Source organism: Thalassobaculum sp. (genome assembly GCF_965223715.1).
Taxonomy (GTDB): Bacteria; Pseudomonadota; Alphaproteobacteria; order Thalassobaculales; family Thalassobaculaceae; genus Thalassobaculum.
Genome location: NZ_OZ245012.1, coordinates 2,478,548 through 2,495,296, shown reverse-complemented (window position 1 = coordinate 2,495,296; position 16,749 = coordinate 2,478,548). Strand labels below are relative to the sequence as shown.

At 68.2% G+C, this 16,749-nt stretch carries 18 protein-coding genes; 11 read left to right on the top strand and 7 right to left on the bottom strand.

The window, feature by feature from the left end:
- Positions 1 to 78: 78 nt before the first annotated feature.
- The 3 genes from ACOQOP_RS11480 to ACOQOP_RS11470 are packed head-to-tail and all read right to left on the bottom strand — an operon-like array spanning position 79 to position 2,023.
- Positions 79 to 537: a hypothetical protein gene (locus ACOQOP_RS11480; protein WP_420566472.1), complete on the bottom strand. Its 459-nt coding sequence runs from the start codon at positions 535 to 537 to the stop codon at positions 79 to 81.
- The gene (locus ACOQOP_RS11475; RefSeq protein WP_420566471.1) at positions 537 to 887 is read right to left on the bottom strand and encodes a rod-binding protein; all 351 of its coding nucleotides are present in this window, start codon (positions 885 to 887) and stop codon (positions 537 to 539) included. The genes ACOQOP_RS11480 and ACOQOP_RS11475 overlap by 1 nt, the downstream gene beginning before the upstream one ends.
- Positions 888 to 901: 14 nt before the next feature.
- Positions 902 to 2,023, bottom strand: a complete 1,122-nt coding sequence (locus ACOQOP_RS11470) for a flagellar basal body P-ring protein FlgI (protein ID WP_420566470.1) — start codon at positions 2,021 to 2,023, stop codon at positions 902 to 904.
- 286 nt (positions 2,024 to 2,309) lie between these two features.
- Here ACOQOP_RS11470 and ACOQOP_RS11465 point away from each other — a divergent pair, with 286 nt between their 5' ends.
- The gene (locus ACOQOP_RS11465) at positions 2,310 to 2,726 is read left to right on the top strand and encodes a flagellar assembly protein FliX (RefSeq protein WP_420566469.1); all 417 of its coding nucleotides are present in this window, start codon (positions 2,310 to 2,312) and stop codon (positions 2,724 to 2,726) included.
- A 140-nt stretch (positions 2,727 to 2,866) separates the two neighbouring features.
- Positions 2,867 to 3,283, top strand: coding sequence for an RNA polymerase-binding protein DksA (dksA, locus tag ACOQOP_RS11460; protein ID WP_028795007.1), 417 nt, complete (start codon positions 2,867 to 2,869; stop codon positions 3,281 to 3,283).
- Positions 3,284 to 3,385: 102 nt separating this feature from the next.
- On the opposite strand, the gene flgH is transcribed toward dksA, so the two are convergent.
- The 4 genes from flgH to flgF form a co-directional block, all read right to left on the bottom strand.
- Complete coding sequence (flgH, locus tag ACOQOP_RS11455) at positions 3,386 to 4,150, bottom strand: flagellar basal body L-ring protein FlgH (protein ID WP_420566468.1); 765 nt, start codon at positions 4,148 to 4,150, stop codon at positions 3,386 to 3,388.
- A gap of 82 nt (positions 4,151 to 4,232) precedes the next feature.
- Positions 4,233 to 5,255, bottom strand: coding sequence for a flagellar basal body P-ring formation chaperone FlgA (flgA, locus tag ACOQOP_RS11450; RefSeq protein ID WP_420566467.1), 1,023 nt, complete (start codon positions 5,253 to 5,255; stop codon positions 4,233 to 4,235).
- A 70-nt stretch (positions 5,256 to 5,325) separates the two neighbouring features.
- The gene (flgG, locus tag ACOQOP_RS11445; protein WP_420566466.1) at positions 5,326 to 6,111 is read right to left on the bottom strand and encodes a flagellar basal-body rod protein FlgG; all 786 of its coding nucleotides are present in this window, start codon (positions 6,109 to 6,111) and stop codon (positions 5,326 to 5,328) included.
- Positions 6,112 to 6,197: 86 nt separating this feature from the next.
- Positions 6,198 to 6,929 carry a flagellar basal-body rod protein FlgF gene (gene flgF / locus ACOQOP_RS11440; protein ID WP_420566465.1) on the bottom strand — a complete coding sequence of 244 codons (732 nt, stop codon included), beginning with the start codon at positions 6,927 to 6,929 and terminating at the stop codon, positions 6,198 to 6,200.
- A 344-nt stretch (positions 6,930 to 7,273) separates the two neighbouring features.
- On the opposite strand from flgF, the gene ACOQOP_RS11435 reads away from it, so the two are divergent.
- The 9 genes from ACOQOP_RS11435 (at position 7,274) to ACOQOP_RS11395 (ending at position 16,518) form a co-directional block, all read left to right on the top strand.
- Positions 7,274 to 7,810, top strand: coding sequence for a flagellar basal body-associated FliL family protein (locus ACOQOP_RS11435; protein ID WP_420566464.1), 537 nt, complete (start codon positions 7,274 to 7,276; stop codon positions 7,808 to 7,810).
- 71 nt (positions 7,811 to 7,881) lie between these two features.
- On the top strand, positions 7,882 to 8,907 hold the full coding sequence (gene fliM / locus ACOQOP_RS11430) for a flagellar motor switch protein FliM (RefSeq protein ID WP_420566463.1): 1,026 nt from the start codon (positions 7,882 to 7,884) through the stop codon (positions 8,905 to 8,907).
- Between the two features lie 94 nt (positions 8,908 to 9,001).
- The gene (locus ACOQOP_RS11425; protein ID WP_420566462.1) at positions 9,002 to 9,475 is read left to right on the top strand and encodes a DUF6468 domain-containing protein; all 474 of its coding nucleotides are present in this window, start codon (positions 9,002 to 9,004) and stop codon (positions 9,473 to 9,475) included.
- Position 9,476: 1 nt separating this feature from the next.
- Positions 9,477 to 10,403, top strand: coding sequence for a MotE family protein (locus ACOQOP_RS11420; RefSeq protein WP_420566461.1), 927 nt, complete (start codon positions 9,477 to 9,479; stop codon positions 10,401 to 10,403).
- Positions 10,404 to 10,576: 173 nt separating this feature from the next.
- Positions 10,577 to 10,963, top strand: coding sequence for a response regulator (locus tag ACOQOP_RS11415; RefSeq protein ID WP_420566460.1), 387 nt, complete (start codon positions 10,577 to 10,579; stop codon positions 10,961 to 10,963).
- A gap of 22 nt (positions 10,964 to 10,985) precedes the next feature.
- Positions 10,986 to 11,411: a hypothetical protein gene (locus ACOQOP_RS11410; RefSeq protein ID WP_420566459.1), complete on the top strand. Its 426-nt coding sequence runs from the start codon at positions 10,986 to 10,988 to the stop codon at positions 11,409 to 11,411.
- 6 nt (positions 11,412 to 11,417) lie between these two features.
- Entirely contained in the window at positions 11,418 to 12,086 is a 669-nt protein-coding gene (locus ACOQOP_RS11405) for a flagellar motor protein MotB (protein WP_420566458.1), read from the top strand.
- Positions 12,083 to 12,841, top strand: coding sequence for an OmpA/MotB family protein (locus ACOQOP_RS11400; protein WP_420566457.1), 759 nt, complete (start codon positions 12,083 to 12,085; stop codon positions 12,839 to 12,841). Before ACOQOP_RS11405 ends, ACOQOP_RS11400 begins: the two co-directional genes overlap by 4 nt.
- Positions 12,838 to 16,518 (top strand): tetratricopeptide repeat protein, encoded by a 3,681-nt coding sequence (locus ACOQOP_RS11395; protein ID WP_420566456.1) that lies wholly within the window; start codon positions 12,838 to 12,840, stop codon positions 16,516 to 16,518. The genes ACOQOP_RS11400 and ACOQOP_RS11395 overlap by 4 nt, the downstream gene beginning before the upstream one ends.
- Positions 16,519 to 16,749: the final 231 nt, after the last annotated feature.

Here is a 16,749-nt window from a genome sequence, read left to right as displayed (position 1 = left end):
CCAGGGTTCCGAAGACACACCGGTCCGGCCGGCAGATTCTGCCGGGCCGTCCGGATCGTATCGGCATTCGACCGTGGGTTAGAGGGTGCGGCTCATGAGCTGGCCCGCACCCCCGGCAGCTGCGTAGGCGCCGTAGCCCCGGCGGGTCGCGGCCTTGCGGCCGGTCTGAACGGGGGCGGTGTCGGGCAGGCCGCGGGCCTTGCGCACGCCGCTGATGATCAGGTTGACCATCTTGTCGGTCGCGTCCTGGGCCGCTTTCAGGGCCAGCATGTTCTCCGACAGGGTCTCGCGGAACACCTGGTACAGGGAGCGGAGTTCGGATCGCTCCTCGGCGGAGAGGGTCTCCACCGCGCTCAGGTTCTGCTTGATCGCCCGCTGGTGGGTCTCAAAGGCCTGGCTCAGCTTGACCTTGTGGCGCTGGATCCGCTCGACCTGATCGTACTGCTTGTTGCGGACCAGCTCGGTTTCTTGGCGCATCAGCGCCATCAGTTGGGTCATCGATTCCACGAAATGCTGGATCAGTTCACGGGGCTCCATCACACGGCCTCCTGCAGCGTCAGCAACTGTCTCTCAATGGTGTCGGCCAGGCCGATACCGCCCTTGGCGGCAAAGGACTTGGTGATCTCTTCGACGTAGAAGTCGCGCCACGTCTCCTCGGCATGCCCGCCGCCGAAGACACCGTCGCTGGCGATGCCCTTGAACATGTGGCCCATCATCTGGGACAGGAACTGGGCCTCGAACTTCTCGGCGGTCGCGCGCACGGCCTGCTTGTCCTTGGCGCGGGCGGCGGCCTGGATCTCGGCCGCGGTGTTCGCGGTGGCGCTGCGGCTGCGGGTCATCGCCAGGTCGCCGACGCCCAGATTGGCCATGGAAAGGTTGGCGGTCATCGTTCCGTCCTCCCTCAGAGCACTTCGAGTTCGGCCTGCAGGGCGCCGGACGCCTTGATGGCCTGCAGGATCGAGATCATGTCGCGGGGGCCGACGCCGAGGGCGTTCAGGCCGTCCACCAGTTCCTGCAGGGTGACCGTGGTCGGCAGCACCGTGAGGCGGTTGTCGCTCTCGTCGTCGATCTCGATCTGGGTGCGCGGGACCTCCACCGTCTCGCCGGTCTGGCTGAACGGCTGCGGCTGGCTCACCTGCGGGGTCTCGGTGATGCGGATCGTCAGGTTGCCCTGGGCGATGGCGACGGTGTTGATGCGGACGTTCTCGCCCATCACGATGACGCCGGTCTGCTCGTCGATCACCACCTTGGCGATGTTGTCCGGGGTGACGCGCAGCTGCTCGATATCGGTGATCAGGGCGACCGCGTTGTTGCGGTAGGCGTCCGGGACGAGCATGCGCACGGTGCCGCTGTCCACGGACTGGGCGATCGGGCCGCCGACGAAGGCGTTGATCGCCTGGGCGATGCGGCGCGAGGTGGTGAAGTCCGGGTTGCGCAGCGCGATGCGTACCGTCTCCATCGTGTTCAGCTTGAAGTCGATCTCGCGCTCGACGATGGCGCCGTTGGCGATCCGGCCGCCGGTCGGCACGCCGCGGCTCACCGAGGCGGCGGCACCCTGGGCGGAGAAGGCGCCGGTGGCGACCGGGCCCTGGGCGACCGCATAGACCTCGCCGTCGGCGCCGACCAGCGGCGTCACCAGCAGGGTGCCGCCCAGTAGGTCCTCGGCATCGCCGATCGCCGAGATGCTGACGTCGATCCGCGTGCCCTGGGTGGAGAAGGCCGGCAGGGTGGCGGTGACCATGACGGCGGCCACGTTGTCGGTGCTCAGGCTGGTGTCGCGGGAGTTGACCCCGAGACGCTCGAGCATGCCGACCAGGCTCTCACGGGTAAAGATTGCCGAGCCCAGGGAGTCGCCGGTGCCGTTCAGGCCGACCACGAGGCCGTAGCCGATCAGCATGTTCTCGCGCACGCCCTCGAAATCGACGATGTCCTTGATTCGCGTCTGGGCGCCGGCGGCGGTGGCCGTCAGAACCAGGACCGTCAGTCCGGTCGCGATGCCCTTCAGGAAGCGTGTCAGCGTCATCGTCTCTGTCCCCGCGTTTCGCGCGTCTTGGCTCGAATGCCGTTTCTGCCGGGTTCTCCGGTCTCGCCAAGTCCTATGCGAGTTTCGTGCCAATCCTCGGTTCGGGCGGTTTCGCCCCGGAACGTCGCCGGTTCGTCTGCCGGCCATGGTCGTGATATAAGGCAATGTATCGCTTGCGTTGCGCTCCGATAGGGGGCGGCGACGCCTGCATTTGCTCTGACGGTGAAAGAATTGCAGGATATGGGCCAGCGCCGCGTCGCGACCGCCACGGCAATTGAGGCTTCTCATGAAGGTTGATCCCACCAAGATCAGCGGCGTTTCCCAGGCGAAGCGCACCAAGAAGTCGTCGTCGACCAGCGGCTCGGCCTTCGCAGACATGATCTCGGAGACCGATGCGCCGGAGCGGGCGAGCGGGCCGGCGCCGACCTCGTCGGTCGACTCGGTCTTCGCGCTGCAGTCCGTCGGCGACCGCGAAGGCAACGCGCGCAAGGCCAAGGAGCGGGCCGAGCTCATGCTGTCCCGGCTGGAGGATCTCCGCGACGGGCTGCTGATGGGGATGGTCCCGACCGACCGTCTTCAGGACCTGGCGACGGCCGCGCGCCAGCAGCGCGAGGAAATCGACGATCCCCGCCTTTCCGAAATCCTCGACGACATCGAACTGCGTGCACGAGTCGAGCTTGCGAAACTGGGTCGAAGCGTGTAACCCCACGCGCGTCGCTGTCGGCGGTACCGGCGCAAAGGCACCGGCCATCGGCGATATCTGCTGGTTCCGGCAGGAGTTGTTCCGCTCGACGGACGCTCCCATGGCGCCGGCCGCGATCGCAGACGCGTGGAGGATTTCGGATGAGCGTTACCTTGCCGCCGGACTATCAGCCGTCGGATGAAGAGGAGTTCATGAATCCGAAGCAGCTGGAATATTTCCGCCAAAAGCTGCTGCGTTGGAAAGCCGACCTCGTGAAGGAGGCCGGCGAAACCCTGAGCAACCTGACCGAACAGAACCTGCAGCAGCCGGACATGGCGGACCGGGCCTCGCTGGAGACCGAGCATTCCATCGAGCTGCGGACACGCGACCGCGAGCGCAAGCTGATCAGCAAGATCGAAGCGGCGCTGAAGCGGATCGAGGACGGGACCTACGGCTACTGCGAGGAGACCGACGAGCCGATAAGCCTGCGCCGGCTGGAGGCGCGGCCGATCGCGACGCTGAGCCTGGAGGCCCAGGAGCGGCACGAGCGCATGGAGCGGACCCACCGCGACGACTGACGCCGGACACCGATCTCTGCACGAACGACGAAGGCCGCCCAATGGGCGGCCTTCTGCTTTGCGGGGCCGGCGTCCGGGGACGCCGGCGGATCTGGGTCGGCCTCAGAACGGCATGATGATGTCGAGGACCTGGCTGCCGTAGCGCGGCTGCTGGACGTCGGTGAGCTGGCCGCGGCCGCCGTAGGCGATGCGGGCTTCCGCCATCTGGTCGTAGCTGATGGTGTTGCTGGAGGTGATGTCGGCCGCGCGGATCACGCCGCCCACCACGATCTCGCGCACCTCGAAGTTCACGCGCACTTCCTGCCGGCCGTAGAGGACAAGATTGCCGTTCGGCAGTTTCTGCGTGATCACCGCGGCGATGCGGATGTTGATCTCTTCCTCGCGGTCGACCTCGCCGCTGCCCACATTGCTGGAGTTGGAGCCGAGATCGACGAGGTTCTCGCCGGTCACCGCCTCGGGGAAGACCTGGCCGAGGGAACCTTCGTAGCCGAACAGGCCGCCGAGGCTGGCCCCTTCGCTGTTGGCGCGGGTCCGGGTCGTGGTGTTGGTGACCGCCGCCTCGTCGTTTATCTGGACGACCACGGTGATGATGTCGCCGATATCGCTGGCGCGCTGGTCCTTGAAGAACGCCCGGCTGCCTTCCTGCCACAGCGAGTTCGCCTGACGGGTCGCCACTACCGGCGCCGGCATCGGCATGCTGATCGGCTGGTAGCCCGGCGACTGGGTCGGGTCCTGGATCCGGGACATCTCCGGCGCCTGGCCCAGGTTGGACAGGCGGTCGATCGCGTTGCAGCCGGACAGCAGGACCGCGGCGGCGGCGATGCCGAGCAGCCGACGAAACCGGATGAGCGAGGACAGGCGGGTCATTTCTTCATCCTCCAAAAGGCGCTTCTGCACCCGTGTATCAAGAGCCGTGCCAAACACGGCCGAAGGCGGCGGCGCGCCCGGCTCAGCCGTTCAGCGCGGCCAGATTGTTCAGCGAGGCGGGCTCGACGATCGCGGTGTCCGGGCCGATCACCCGGGCCTCGACGACCTTCTGGCTCTGCACGTTGGTCACCCGGATCACCGCATCGCGGGTGCCGGATTCCAGCGCCTTGCCGCGGGCGGTGAGGGTCATCGAGCCGGTGCGGACGGTCAGGGTGATCAGGTCGCCCTTGGTGACCAGCAGGTTCGGCTTCAGGTCGGTGAGGCGGACCGGCACGCCGGCGGTCAGCGGCCGACGGGCGGTCTGGCCGACGATGTCGTCGCGCTGGGTGACCGTGGTCACGCTGGCCCGGCGGGCGGCAACCCGCTCCCAGGTGATCAGGTCCTCGGTGATGACCTGACCCGGCATGACGTGCCGGCGGAGCATCGGAACCTCCACCATGGCGATGACCTTGCCGCTCATCTGGGTCATCCGGCCGCCATTGGCGCTGATCGTCGCGTCGAAGCGCTTGCTGCGCGGGTCGTAGCTGAGCGCGTGGACCTCGAGCTGCATGCCTTCATTGGCGGCGATGAACATGTTCGAGGAACGGCCGAACAGGTCGAGATCGAACTGGTCCTCCACATACTCGGCGGCCAGGCGCTGGGCGATGGTGTCGGAGATCAGCTCCATCGGCACTTCCAGGCTGGACCGGGTCACCACGACCGCGATCTTGGAGCGCTCCGGCCGCCAGTTCAGGCCGAAGGCCTGGGCGTACTGCCAGATCTGCCGGGCGCCCAGCACCATGCGCTCGCCCGGGGCCGGAGCCTCGGCGATCCGCTGGTCGAGACCTTCGGGCAGGTTGGCGAAGACGTCGGAGAGCATCAGGTCCGGATGATCCAGGGTGATCTGGTCCTTCAGGATCAGCGGCAGGTTCTGCCCAGCCTGCAAGGTCTGCCCGGTCGTCTGGCCGTTCGCCGCGAAGCCGGTCGCCGGCAGGCCGGCGCCGAGGCCGGCCGCGAGGGCGGCGGCGAGGGTCAGGTGGGTGAGGGCGTGTCGCATCCGGATCATGGGGGTTCTCCCGTCGTCCCGGTCCCCGCCGCGCGGGGACCGCATGCTCAAAGAGGGGCGTCAGATGGCGTTAGCGGACGTTGTTGACCGTCGACATCATCTGGTCGGAGGTCTCGATGACCTTGGAGTTCAGCTCGTAGGCGCGCTGGGCGGTGATCAGGTTGGTGATCTCCTGCACCGGATCGACGTTCGAGGATTCCAGGAAGCCCTGCTGCAGGCGGCCGAAGCCGGCGGCACCCGGGGCACCGCCGCTCGGAGCGCCGGAGGCGGCGGTCTCGAGCAGCAGGTTGCCGCCGATGTTTTCGAGACCGGCCGGGTTCTGGAAGATCGCGAGCTGGATCTGTCCGACATTCTGCTCGTCGACCTGGCCATCGATCTGGGCGAAGACCTGACCGGATTCGTTGATCGTCACGTTCAGGGCGTCAGCCGGAATGGTGATGCCCGGCTGGACGGTATAGCCGTCGGGCGTCACCAGGCTGCCGTTCTGGTCGAGCTGGAACGAGCCGGCCCGGGTATAGGCGGTGTTGCCGTTCGGCATGGTGATCTGGAAGTAGCCCTCGCCGCGGATGGACACGTCGAACTGGTTGTCCGTGAGGATCAGCGCGCCCTGCTCGTTCACCCGATAGGTCGCCGCGGTCTTCACGCCGAGGCCGAGCTGAATGCCGGACGGGACCACCGTACCGGCGTCCGAGGACGTCGTACCCACCCGGCGCTGGTCCTGGTAGATCAGGTCCTGGAACTCCACGCGCTGGCGCTTGAAGCCGGTGGTGTTCATGTTCGAGATGTTGTTCGAGATGACCTCGACGTTCATCTGCTGGGCGTTCATGCCGGTGGCGGCGATGTTCAGCGACTGCATAACTCTACTCCCTGGATGACCGCGTCGGGTCCTGTCTCGTCTGCTCTGGGCGGAGGCTCAACGCGGCCGGTCACCCGTCAATTCGATCAAGCGCTGCCTTGCACAGGCCGTGCCAACCGCTGGACAGCTTCCTTTTCGCGGTCGCTTTCGGTCGAAATCAGGTTCTTGACCGCCTCGTACATGCGGCTGACCTCGATCATGGTGGTCAGCTCGGCGATCGGGTTCACGTTCGAGGCCTCGATCAGGCCCTGCTGCACTTCGCTGTTGTCGGCAGGGCGCGGCAGCTCCTCAGTCTCGAACAGGGTGTCCCGCACCTTCCGCAGGCCGACCGGATTGTCGAACTCGACCACGGCGATGCGGCCGTAGACCTCGTCGCCCAGCTTCACGGTTCCGTCGGTCTCGATGGTGATCTTCTCGTCGGAGCGCGGCACGAAGATCGGCTCGCCGCCGGCATTCAGGACGAGATGGCCCTGGTTGGTGACGAGCTGGTTGAATTCGTCCAGGGCGAAGGTGCCGTTTCGGGTGTAGTAGGTGCCGGTGCCGTCATCGACCTGGAAGTAGCCCGGGCCGTCGATCGCCAGATCGAAGGTGTTGCCGGTCTTGCGCATCGGGCCGGGCTGGAAGTCGGTCGCCGTGCCCTTGTCGATCACGAAATCGTTGGTCTGGGCGAACGGGATCTTGTTCTCGTAGGCCTGATAGATCATCAGCTCGCGCTTGAAGCCGGTCGTGTTCATGTTCGCGATATTGTTCGCGACCTGGCTCATCTGCCGGCGCAGGGCCGCTTGGCGCGACAGGCCGATATAGATCGAGTTCTCCATCACTCTCTCCTTGCGTTCGCAGGCCCGTTTCGGGCTCTTGTCTGCTCGCCGTCGGGTCCTGCCCGCGGTCTCGGAGAGGGATATGCAGGCTTCGTGCCAAGTCCGGATGGCGGTCGCCCGGACCGCGGATCGGAGCGGCGAAGCGCCGGGACGCACTGCCCTTTTACCAACGGCCCCATTTCTGTAGAATCGGGTGAGTCGGCATTGCGATTGCATAGGCCGGTCGGACCGGCGGTGTCGCGACACGGAATGTGCCGCGGCAGGATGTGCCGGTCGCCCCGCGGCGCGTGCCGGCGGGATCGGCAAGGACCAGGGCCCGACAACCCGGCCCGAGGGAGTGTCTGATGGCTGATGAAGCCCTCGACGAAATGGATGGTGCCGGCGAGGGGCCGGAGAAGAAGCGCGTCAGTGGCAAGCGGCTGATCATCTTTGCCGCCGTCATCGTGCTGTTCCTCGTCGGAGGCGGCGTCGGCGCCGCCTTCATGCTGGGGCTGTTCGGCGGCAGCGAGCCGCCGCCGGCCGAGGCGACGGAAGGCGAGGCTGCACCCGCGGCCGCGCCGCCGCCCCAGGCGAGCCGCGCCTTCTTCTTCGAGGTGCCGGACCTGATCGTGAACCTGAACACCAACGGCCGGAAGTCGACCTTCCTCAAGATCAAGATCGCGCTTGAGCTGGAAGGCCCGCAGGACACCGACCGGATCAACGAGGTGCTGCCCCGCATCGTGGACAACTTCCAGGTCTATCTTCGCGAGTTGCGGGTCGACGACCTGAACGGATCGGCCGGCATGTACCGGCTGCGCGAGGAGTTGCTGAGGCGGGTCAATCTTGCCGCCCGGCCGGTCCGGGTGCGCGACGTGCTGTTTAAGGAAATGCTTGTCCAGTAGGGCGGAGCGCAGGTCCGGCCCGACGGGTCGGCGCAGAGGCAGACGAGCCGGAAAGAGATGAGGCTGGGCTGATGGCAACCGATGACGATCTCGCCGCCGAATGGGAGGCGATGGGAGATGACGAGGACGAGGACGTCGGTGCGGCGCGTGTCCTAAACCAGGACGAGATCGACAGCCTGCTGGGGTTCGACGAGACCTCGAGCGGCGAGAGCGATACCTCCGGCATCCATGCCATCGTCAACTCGGCACTCGTTTCCTACGAACGTCTGCCGATGCTCGAGGTCGTGTTCGACCGCCTCGTGCGGATGATGTCGACCAGCCTGCGTAACTTCACCTCCGACAACGTCGAGGTCTCGCTCGACAACATCACTTCCATCCGGTTCGGCGACTACCTGAACTCCATCCCGCTGCCGGCCATGCTCTCGGTGTTCAAGGCCGAGGAATGGGACAACTACGGCCTGCTGGTGGTGGACAGCGCGCTGATCTACTCGATCGTCGACGTGCTGCTCGGCGGACGGCGCGGTACGGCGGCGATGCGTATCGAGGGCCGGCCCTACACCACGATCGAGCGCAACCTGGTGGAGCGCATGGTCAACGTGGTGCTGAGCGACCTGTCGGCCGCCTTCGACCCGCTGAGCCCGGTGACCTTCCGCTTCGACCGGCTGGAGACCAACCCGCGCTTCGCCACCATCGCCCGCCCCGCCAACGCGGCCGTGCTGGCCCGCCTGCGCATCGACATGGAGGATCGCGGCGGCCGCCTGGAGCTGATGCTGCCCTACGCGACCCTGGAGCCGGTGCGCGAGCTGCTGCTGCAGATGTTCATGGGCGAGAAGTTCGGCCGTGACTCGATCTGGGAAACCCACTTGGCGAATGAGCTCTGGAACACCGATGTCGAGCTGGACGCGGTGCTGGACGAGGTCGTGATGCCGCTGAACGACGTGCTGAACCTGAAGCCGGGCAGCCGCATCCTGCTGAATGCCATGCCGAATTCGACCATCGACATGCGATGCGGGAACGTTTCCCTGTTCAATGGTAAGATGGGGCGCAAGGGCGGCAACATCGCCGTGCGGATCAGCCACCGCCTGCGCAAGATGTGACGGCCGACAGGGCCGCATCGGGCAGGGCGGCATTGGGGCTGGGCGGCGAGAGGACGGGCAAGAGATGACAGGAAAATCGGGTGAGGGAGCGTAGATGAACTTGGCGCTGATCCTCGATGTGCTCCTGATCATCCTGCTCCTGGCGACGATCATTTACGCCATGGTCTTGCATCGGCGGCTCGCGATGCTCAGATCCGAAAAGGAGGGTCTGGAAACCTTCCTGGAACGGATGAACCAGGCGACGGCCAAGGCCGATGCCAGCCTGAAGGGCATCCGCCAGACCGCAGAGCAGGCGCAGGCCCTGCTGAACGACCCGATGATGAAGGCCCAGGCGCTCAGGGACGAGTTGCTGTTCCTGATCGAACGGGCCGACGGATCGGCCGAGCGCCTCGCCGGTACCACCAGCGGCAAGGCGCGGGAAGAACCGGCCGCGCCCCAGGCGCCGGCCCGCAAGCCGGCACGGCGCGCGGCACCCGCCGCCGCCCCGCAGCCGGAGAGCGGCGGCGAGGACGGTGCGCGCTCCCAGGCCGAGCGTGACCTGATGAACGCTTTGAGGAACGTGCGCTGAGATGAGTTACGATCGACTTGGACGCCGGGCCGCTGCGCCCCCGCAGGATGACGACACCGCAGCCGGCCGCAGCTTCGCGCCCGTCGCCTCCCATCCGGCCACCCCGAACGCCGAACGCTTGGCCCGGGGCAGGGCGGCCGCGGCGGCCATGCGCGCGGCCCAGCAGCAGAACAGCCAGCAGCAGCCGGCCGGCGGAAAGCCCGGCAAAGCGGCGAAACCGGCCAAGGCGAAGAAGCGCGGCGCCACCGCCCTGCGGATTTTGCCGCTGACGGCCTTCGTGGCCGCCCTGGTGCTGTCGGTCAAGGTTGCCGACCTGTGGGAACGCCGGGACAGCTTCGTTCAGGCCGTCACCTTCGGCGCGGTGGCCGTCGCCGCCGACGCGGAGCAGCCCGAACCTCAACCGGTGTCGGACGGCACCGTCATGAAGTCTGATGCCCCCGCGGCGTCGATGCCGTTGATGCAGCTCGCCCAGGCCGACTCGACCACCTCCGGCGAGAAGGTCGATCCGTTCAACCTGGGCAAGTCGCAGATCGAACTGCTGCAGAGCTTGGCCGACCGGCGCCAGGAACTGGAGGAGCGCGAGCGCACCCTGGTCCAGCGCGAGGGGCTTCTCGCGGCCGCCGAACACCGGATCGACCAGAAGATCGGCGAGTTGAACGGCATCAAGGCGGAGATCGAAGACCTCATCCGCAAATACGACGAGCAGGAAGAAGAACAGCTCGCGAGTCTTGTGAAAATCTACGAGACCATGAAGGCCAAGGACGCGGCGAAGATCTTCGACGCTCTGGACATGGACGTGCTGCTGCAGGTGATCGAGCGGATGAAGGCGTCGAAGACCGCGCCGGTCCTTGCCGAAATGACGCCGGAGCGGGCGAAAGAGGTGACGACGCGGATCGCCGAGCGCCGGAAGATGCCGGATATCAACTGATAGGGCGAGCGCAGGCCTGGAACTGCTACCTTGACAGGTGACGGCCCGTAAATTACGGCAGCACCGTTACTAATCTCGTTTACAACGTTTTAACCCCCCTGGCATACGTTGTGCGCACTTCGGCGGGGCCCGCGGGGCCCGGGGCGGGCATCAGTGACTTGAGGAGACGGGATATGGCGGTTGACATGAACATGGCGATTCTCATCGTCGACGACTACAAGACGATGTTGAGAATCATCCGGAACCTGCTGCGTCAGCTCGGCTTCGCGAATGTGGACGAGGCGTCCGACGGCGCGACCGCCCTGCAGAAGCTGCGCCGCGGCGATTTCGGCCTGGTCATTTCCGACTGGAACATGGAGCCGATGACGGGCCTCCAGCTCCTCAAGGAAGTGCGCACCGATGCCAAGCTGAAGTCGATCCCGTTCATCATGGTCACCGCCGAGAGCAAGACCGAGAACGTCATCGCCGCCAAGAAGGCCGGCGTGAACAACTACATTGTCAAGCCGTTCAACGCCGCCACCCTCAAGACCAAGATGACTGCGGTCATCGGCGAGTTCTGAGCATGCGCGCGGGCGGGGTGGGGTGAAGTCCGGCGTAACAGCCGACGGCGCGGCTGCCCGCGCCCTGTCGGAGATTGCGGCCGCCGATGGCGAGCTGCAGGACGCGTTCGACCGGGTGCTGGAGGCGGCGGAGCTGCTGATGGACACCGGCGAAAGCGCCGGCGGTGCCGTCGGCGATGCGATCGCCGCGGCCACCGGATCGATCTTCGAAGCCTCCGCCATGCGCGACATTGTCGGCCAGCGCCTGAGTGCGATCCGCGAGGCCGTCACGCTTCTCGACGGCGCCACTGCATCTGCGCTCGAAACAAAACGTGACAAAGCGCGGGAAATAGAGGAAAAACGAGAAGACGGGTCGGCTTCGGAGAGCGGGTTGCTCAACGGTCCCCAAATGCCGGGAGCGGCCACGAGCCAAGCGGAGGTCGACGCGCTGTTCGATAACCTCGATTAGGCGCGAATGACATTCAGCCGGGCAGAGCGACGGGAACCCGACAAGGGAAGCAGCCAGCCGCTGTTCCTCAGTTTATTTCTGTTGCTGCTGGCGTTCTTCATCCTCCTCAATGCCATGTCCACGGTCGAGCAGGGCCGCAGCGACCGAGTGATGGAGAGCGTGAAGCGCGCCTTTCCTTCCGCCGTCCGCAACGACATCGCCGACGACCTTTTGGACGCCGATCCCGGTCAGGTGATCGGCGAGTCCGTCCGTTCCGCCCTCGGCACCGTGTTCCGCGAGGTCCTGCCGGCGGTGGTGGTGGAGGTCGAGGCGAGCGGCAATCCGATCTTCGTGTCGATCCCCGCCCGCCAGGTCTACGCGCCGGCGGCCGGTGGCATCACCCCGGTGATGGAGCGGCTGGCCGGACGGCTGGCGCCGATCCTGAACAGCCCGCCCGCCGGCAGCGTCCTCGACCTGCATATCCTCTACGGCGTGACGGACACGACGCCGCAGCCGGAGCGTGACGAGCTGATCTTCCGCGCGAGCGAGACGGTGCGGACCTTCGTCGATCACGAGGTCGATCCCGCGGTGCTGTCCGCCGGGCTCGAGCCCGCCGACCCGGAGAACGTCCGGCTGATCTTCCGCACCCGTCCGGCCGGTTCCAGCGGCCCCGAGCTGGGAGATGGCGGGTCGTGACGGTTCAGCTTTCCCATGCCCGCACCACCGTGAGCCGGGGCGAACGCAAGCTCGGTCGCCGGGCCGGCCGCAAATATGGCGGCGGTGCGAGCTGGATGGTCACGCTGGTGGACCTCGTGTCCCTGATGCTGGCGTTCTTCGTGCTGCGCTTCGCGATGACCAATATCGACACGCCGAGCTTCGAGAAGGCGGCCGGGGCGATCGCCCTTGTGCTCGGCCGGGAGGTCTCGGCGGTCGATCAGACGCCGCCCGTCGAGCTCAGCGTATCGGCCGAACGCACGCGGCGCGGCTTCTCGCTGGGCTATCTGGAGCCGGTGCTGGACGCCAAGATGTCCGCCGACCCGGTTCTGAACCAGGCGAAGATCGCCCAGGCCGGTGAGCAGCTCGTGATCGCCCTGCCGGCCGACCTGTTGTTCCCGGTCGGCGGGGCTGAGCTGACCCGCGAGGCGCGGGTGGCCGTCGGCGTTCTGTCGAGCGCCCTGTCCACCCTGCCGAACCGGATCGACGTGGTCGGCTATGCCGACCCGCAGCCGATGACCGGCAGCGGACGCTACGCGACCAACTGGGAGCTGTCCCTGGCCCGGGCCGACGCGGTCGCCGCACGGCTGATGCAGACCGGCTACCCGCGCCAGCCGACGGTGGAGGGCCGGGGCGACAGCCGGTTCAGCGAGGTGGCGCCGACCCTGGACATGGAGCGCCGCTTCGAGCTGGCGCGGCGGGTCGATGTTGTGATCTTCCCGGAGCGCGCCCCATGACCCGCGCGCTCTGCCGAATAGCGCTGCTGCTCGCCGTGCTGGTCCTGGCGGCGTCCGGTCCGGCCGGGGCCGTCCCCGTGCAGGTCAGCGGCGGCAGCACCGAGAGTTCGGAAAGGCTGGTCTTCGACTGGCCCCGCTCGGTCGACTATTCCGCCGAGCGGTTCGGCGATTCCCTGGTCATCCGCTTCTCTCAGCCGATCGAGGGGGACGTGGCGGCGGCGGCGAGCGGCCTCGGCCGGTTCATCTCCGGCGGCCGGATCGGCAGCGACGGCCGCAGCGCGGTCATCGAGCTGACCGGCAATCACCGGCTGCGCACCACCAGGGACGGCAACCGGATCGTCATCGACCTGTCCGACCGGACCAGCGCGCCGGCCCCCCTGGCGGCGCCCGCGCAACCGGCCCCCGGGCAACCGGCGGCCCCGCAACCGGCTCCCGCCCCGGCGCAGCAGGCTGCTCCCCAACCGACCCCGCCCCCGGCTCAGGCCGCCGCGCCGCCGCCGGCTGCCGCCACGCCGCCCCCGGCCCAGGCCGCACCGGCCGCGCCGCCGGCCGAGGGCACCCCCGCCGTGCCCGCCGGACCGGAGCTTCCCGTGCGCACCGGCCGGCATAACAACTACGACCGGATCGTCTTCGACTGGCCGGCGCCGGTGGACTTCGAGGTCGAGCCCGCCGCCGGGGCGGCCCGGATCCTGTTCGCCCGGCCTGCCCGGATCGACGACGCCGCGGTCCGCCGCCGCCTGCCCGAAGCACTGCGCGGGTTCTCCAGTACGCCGTCGGGCACGGGGGTGGCGGTGACCGTGCCGGTGCCCGAGGGCCGCTCGGTCAACGCCTTCCGCTCCGGTCCCAAGGTCGTCGTGGACGTGCTGCGCGATACCAGCGGCACGACGGTGCCCGTCGCCGGCGCCCAGCCCGCGCCGGCTCCGGCACAGGCCGAGGCCCCGGCGGCGACTGCCGCACCCCAGACACCGCCGGCCGCGCCTCAGCCCGCGGCGGACGGTGTGCCTGCCGCCCGCGTGCAGGCCCCGAGCCCGGGCACCGGTCAGGCACCGGCCCCGGACGCGGCACCGGTCCCTGCGACGCCCGAGGTCACGGCCCAGAACAACGCGCGCAGCCAGACCGCGCCGCCGCCTCCCGGGTCCGCACGGAGCGATCCGACGGCCTCGGTCACCCAGCTCCCCGATGTGCGCTCCAGCGTGCCGGCCGCCCAGGGCGAGGGCGAGTCGAGCCTGGACGACGCCACCCGGCTCGATGCGGCTCCGGGCGAGGCCGTCGCGCCGATCACCGGGCCGCCGCTGGCGATCACCCGGCTGAACAACGCCGATGCCATCTCCCTGCGCTTCGCCTTCACCGAGGAGACGGCGGCCGTGGTGTTCCCGCGCGCCGGCTATGTCTGGGTCGGGTTCGACCGGGCGGCCACGTTCGACACGAGCCAGCTCGCGGGCCTGTCCAACGAGATCGTCGGCCAGCCCGAGCAGGTCCCCGCCTCCACCGGGTCGGTGGCGCGCATTCCGGTGGTCCAAGGCGTGAATCCCCGGGTCTGGCGCGACGGAACCGCCTGGGTTCTGGACCTCCAGCCGCAGCTCTCCCGGCCGGACGTGCCGCTGCGGGTCGACGCCCAGATGGTGAGCCCCCAGGGCCCCCGCCTGTTCATCCCGGTCGAGGGGGTGGGCGACCCGATGGTCGTCAACGACCCGGAGGTGGGCGACAGCCTGTTCCTGATCCCGATCACGCCGCTGTCCCGCGGCATCGACGGCAACCGGCGCTATCCGGACATGGAGATCCTGGCATCGCTCCAGGGCGTGGTGGTGCGGCCGAACCGCCAGGACATCGCGATCCGGGTTCTGCCCGACGGCATCGCCATCACCCGCGAGGAGGGCATGGTGCTGTCCGGCCCGGCGCCGCGCTCGGTCGACGACGTCTATACCGGCGGGCGGTTCGAGGGGCTGACCGCCGGGCTGCCGCCGGGCCGGATCTTCGACATGGCGAACTGGCGGCTCGGCTCGGATGCGGAGTTCCTGGAACGGCGCCAGGCGCTGCAGCTCCGCATCTCCGAGGCGACCAGCATTTCCCGTAACGGGCCGCGGTTGGAGCTGGCCCAGTTCTATTTCGCCCGCGGGCTGGCGGCGGAGGCCATCGGCCTGCTGCGCACCATCGCCCAGTCCGACGAGGATCTGGCGAACCGGCCGGACGTGAAGGCCCTGCGCGGCGCGGCCAGCTTCATGCTCGGCCGTAACGCCGAGGCGGAGGAGTATCTCGACGACCCGGCCCTCAACGGCTTTTCCGAAGCCGAACTCTGGCGCGGGGCGGCGACGGCCGGTCAGGGCAAATGGGACGAGGCGGTCGAGCATATCGCCCGCGCCGGCGAGATCCCCGGCGGCTATCCGCGCAACTACACCACCGAACTCGCCATGCAGGCCGCCGAAGCGGCGATCCGGGCCGGCGACTATCGCGGGGCCGGCGCCTTCCTGGACGTGATCTCCGAGGGCGACCCCACCCCGGGCGAGCGCGCACGGCTCGATTTCCTGCGCGGCCGGGTGCTCTATGCCTTCGGGGATACCGAGGCGGCCCTGGATATCTGGAACCGGCTCGCCGAGGGCGAGGACCGCTGGGCGCGGGTCCGCTCGGAACGGGCGCTGATCCAGCACCGGCTGGAGGACGGGCGCATCACCCCGAAGCAGGCGGCCGACCGCCTGGACGAACTGCGCTATGCCTGGCGCGGCGACCGGGTCGAGTTCGAACTGCTGCGCGACCTGGGCCGGCTGCGGCTGGAGGAGAACGAGTTCGAGGAGGGGCTGGCCGCCCTGCGGCAGGCGGTGACCTTCTTCCCGGACAATCCGGAATCCCGCGATCTGGCCTTCGAGCTGACGGAGGCGTTCAGCGATATCTTCACCAGCGGCGTCGCCGAGGCGATGACCCCGCTCCAGGCGCTGGCCCTGTATGACGAGTTCCGCGAGCTCACGCCCGTCGGCGCCGCCGGCGACAAGATCATCGAGGCGCTGGCCGACCGGCTGGTCAAGGTCGACCTGCTCGACCGGGCGGCCCGCCTGCTCGACCGCCAGGTGAAGTTCCGCCTCCAGGGCACCGAGAAGGCCCGGGTCGGCGCCCGTCTGGCCCTGATCCTGCTGCTCGACCGCCAGCCGGAAAGCGCCATCGCCGCCCTGGACGAGAGCGTCGCCCCGGGACTGCGGCAGGATCTGGCGGCCGAGCGCCGCCGGCTGCGCGCCCGGGCGATTTTCGATCTGGGCGACGCACAGGGCGCGCTGAAGCTGCTGACCGATGACGACAGCCGGGAGGCCGACCTGCTGCGGGCCGACATCTACTGGCGCACCCAGGAATGGGTGGAGGCGGCCAAGACCTTCCGCAGCCTGGTCGGCGACGCGGGCCGCGACGGCCGGCGGCTGACGCCGGAACAGGCCAACTACATCGTGAACTGGGCGGTCTCGCTGGCGCTCAGCGACAACGACAACGGGCTGAACCGGCTGCGGCAGATCTATGGCACGCAGATGGACGACACCCCGTTCCGCGAGGCCTTCCGCCTGATCACCAACAACACCGACAGCGGTCCGGACGAGTTCCTGCGGCTGTCGGAGCGGTTCGAGGAGATCGGCCGGTTCCAGGCCTTCCTGTCGAGCTACCGCGACAAGCTGAAACAGGGCCCGCTCAGCGCGACGAACTGAGGCGACGGTTCCGTCGTTCTTCGTCTTCCCGGCCCTGCGCCGGGACCGAGGGGGACGCTTGCCGGAGCCTGTCCGAGCTGGTTCGCAGCCACAGCCGCACCTGCTCTGGGCCCCGGCGCGAAGCCGGGGAAACGGCGGAGGGGCAAGGTGGCGGGCGGGCCTCATACTCATCATCCCCAATCGTCTTCCCGGCCTTGCGCCGGGACCGAGGGGGACGCTTGCCGGAGCTTG

Coding starts and splice junctions, on each gene's coding strand:
- ACOQOP_RS11435 (WP_420566464.1), top strand. CDS start 7,274: ATGGCTGATGAAGCCCTCGACGAAATGGATGGTGCCGGCGAGGGGCCG.
- flgF (WP_420566465.1), bottom strand. CDS start 6,929: ATGGAGAACTCGATCTATATCGGCCTGTCGCGCCAAGCGGCCCTGCGC.
- ACOQOP_RS11425 (WP_420566462.1), top strand. CDS start 9,002: ATGAACTTGGCGCTGATCCTCGATGTGCTCCTGATCATCCTGCTCCTG.
- ACOQOP_RS11465 (WP_420566469.1), top strand. CDS start 2,310: ATGAAGGTTGATCCCACCAAGATCAGCGGCGTTTCCCAGGCGAAGCGC.
- flgH (WP_420566468.1), bottom strand. CDS start 4,150: ATGACCCGCCTGTCCTCGCTCATCCGGTTTCGTCGGCTGCTCGGCATC.
- ACOQOP_RS11395 (WP_420566456.1), top strand. CDS start 12,838: ATGACCCGCGCGCTCTGCCGAATAGCGCTGCTGCTCGCCGTGCTGGTC.
- fliM (WP_420566463.1), top strand. CDS start 7,882: ATGGCAACCGATGACGATCTCGCCGCCGAATGGGAGGCGATGGGAGAT.
- ACOQOP_RS11405 (WP_420566458.1), top strand. CDS start 11,418: ATGACATTCAGCCGGGCAGAGCGACGGGAACCCGACAAGGGAAGCAGC.
- ACOQOP_RS11415 (WP_420566460.1), top strand. CDS start 10,577: ATGGCGGTTGACATGAACATGGCGATTCTCATCGTCGACGACTACAAG.
- dksA (WP_028795007.1), top strand. CDS start 2,867: ATGAGCGTTACCTTGCCGCCGGACTATCAGCCGTCGGATGAAGAGGAG.
- ACOQOP_RS11470 (WP_420566470.1), bottom strand. CDS start 2,023: ATGACGCTGACACGCTTCCTGAAGGGCATCGCGACCGGACTGACGGTC.
- flgA (WP_420566467.1), bottom strand. CDS start 5,255: ATGATCCGGATGCGACACGCCCTCACCCACCTGACCCTCGCCGCCGCC.
- ACOQOP_RS11475 (WP_420566471.1), bottom strand. CDS start 887: ATGACCGCCAACCTTTCCATGGCCAATCTGGGCGTCGGCGACCTGGCG.
- flgG (WP_420566466.1), bottom strand. CDS start 6,111: ATGCAGTCGCTGAACATCGCCGCCACCGGCATGAACGCCCAGCAGATG.
- ACOQOP_RS11480 (WP_420566472.1), bottom strand. CDS start 537: ATGGAGCCCCGTGAACTGATCCAGCATTTCGTGGAATCGATGACCCAA.
- ACOQOP_RS11420 (WP_420566461.1), top strand. CDS start 9,477: ATGAGTTACGATCGACTTGGACGCCGGGCCGCTGCGCCCCCGCAGGAT.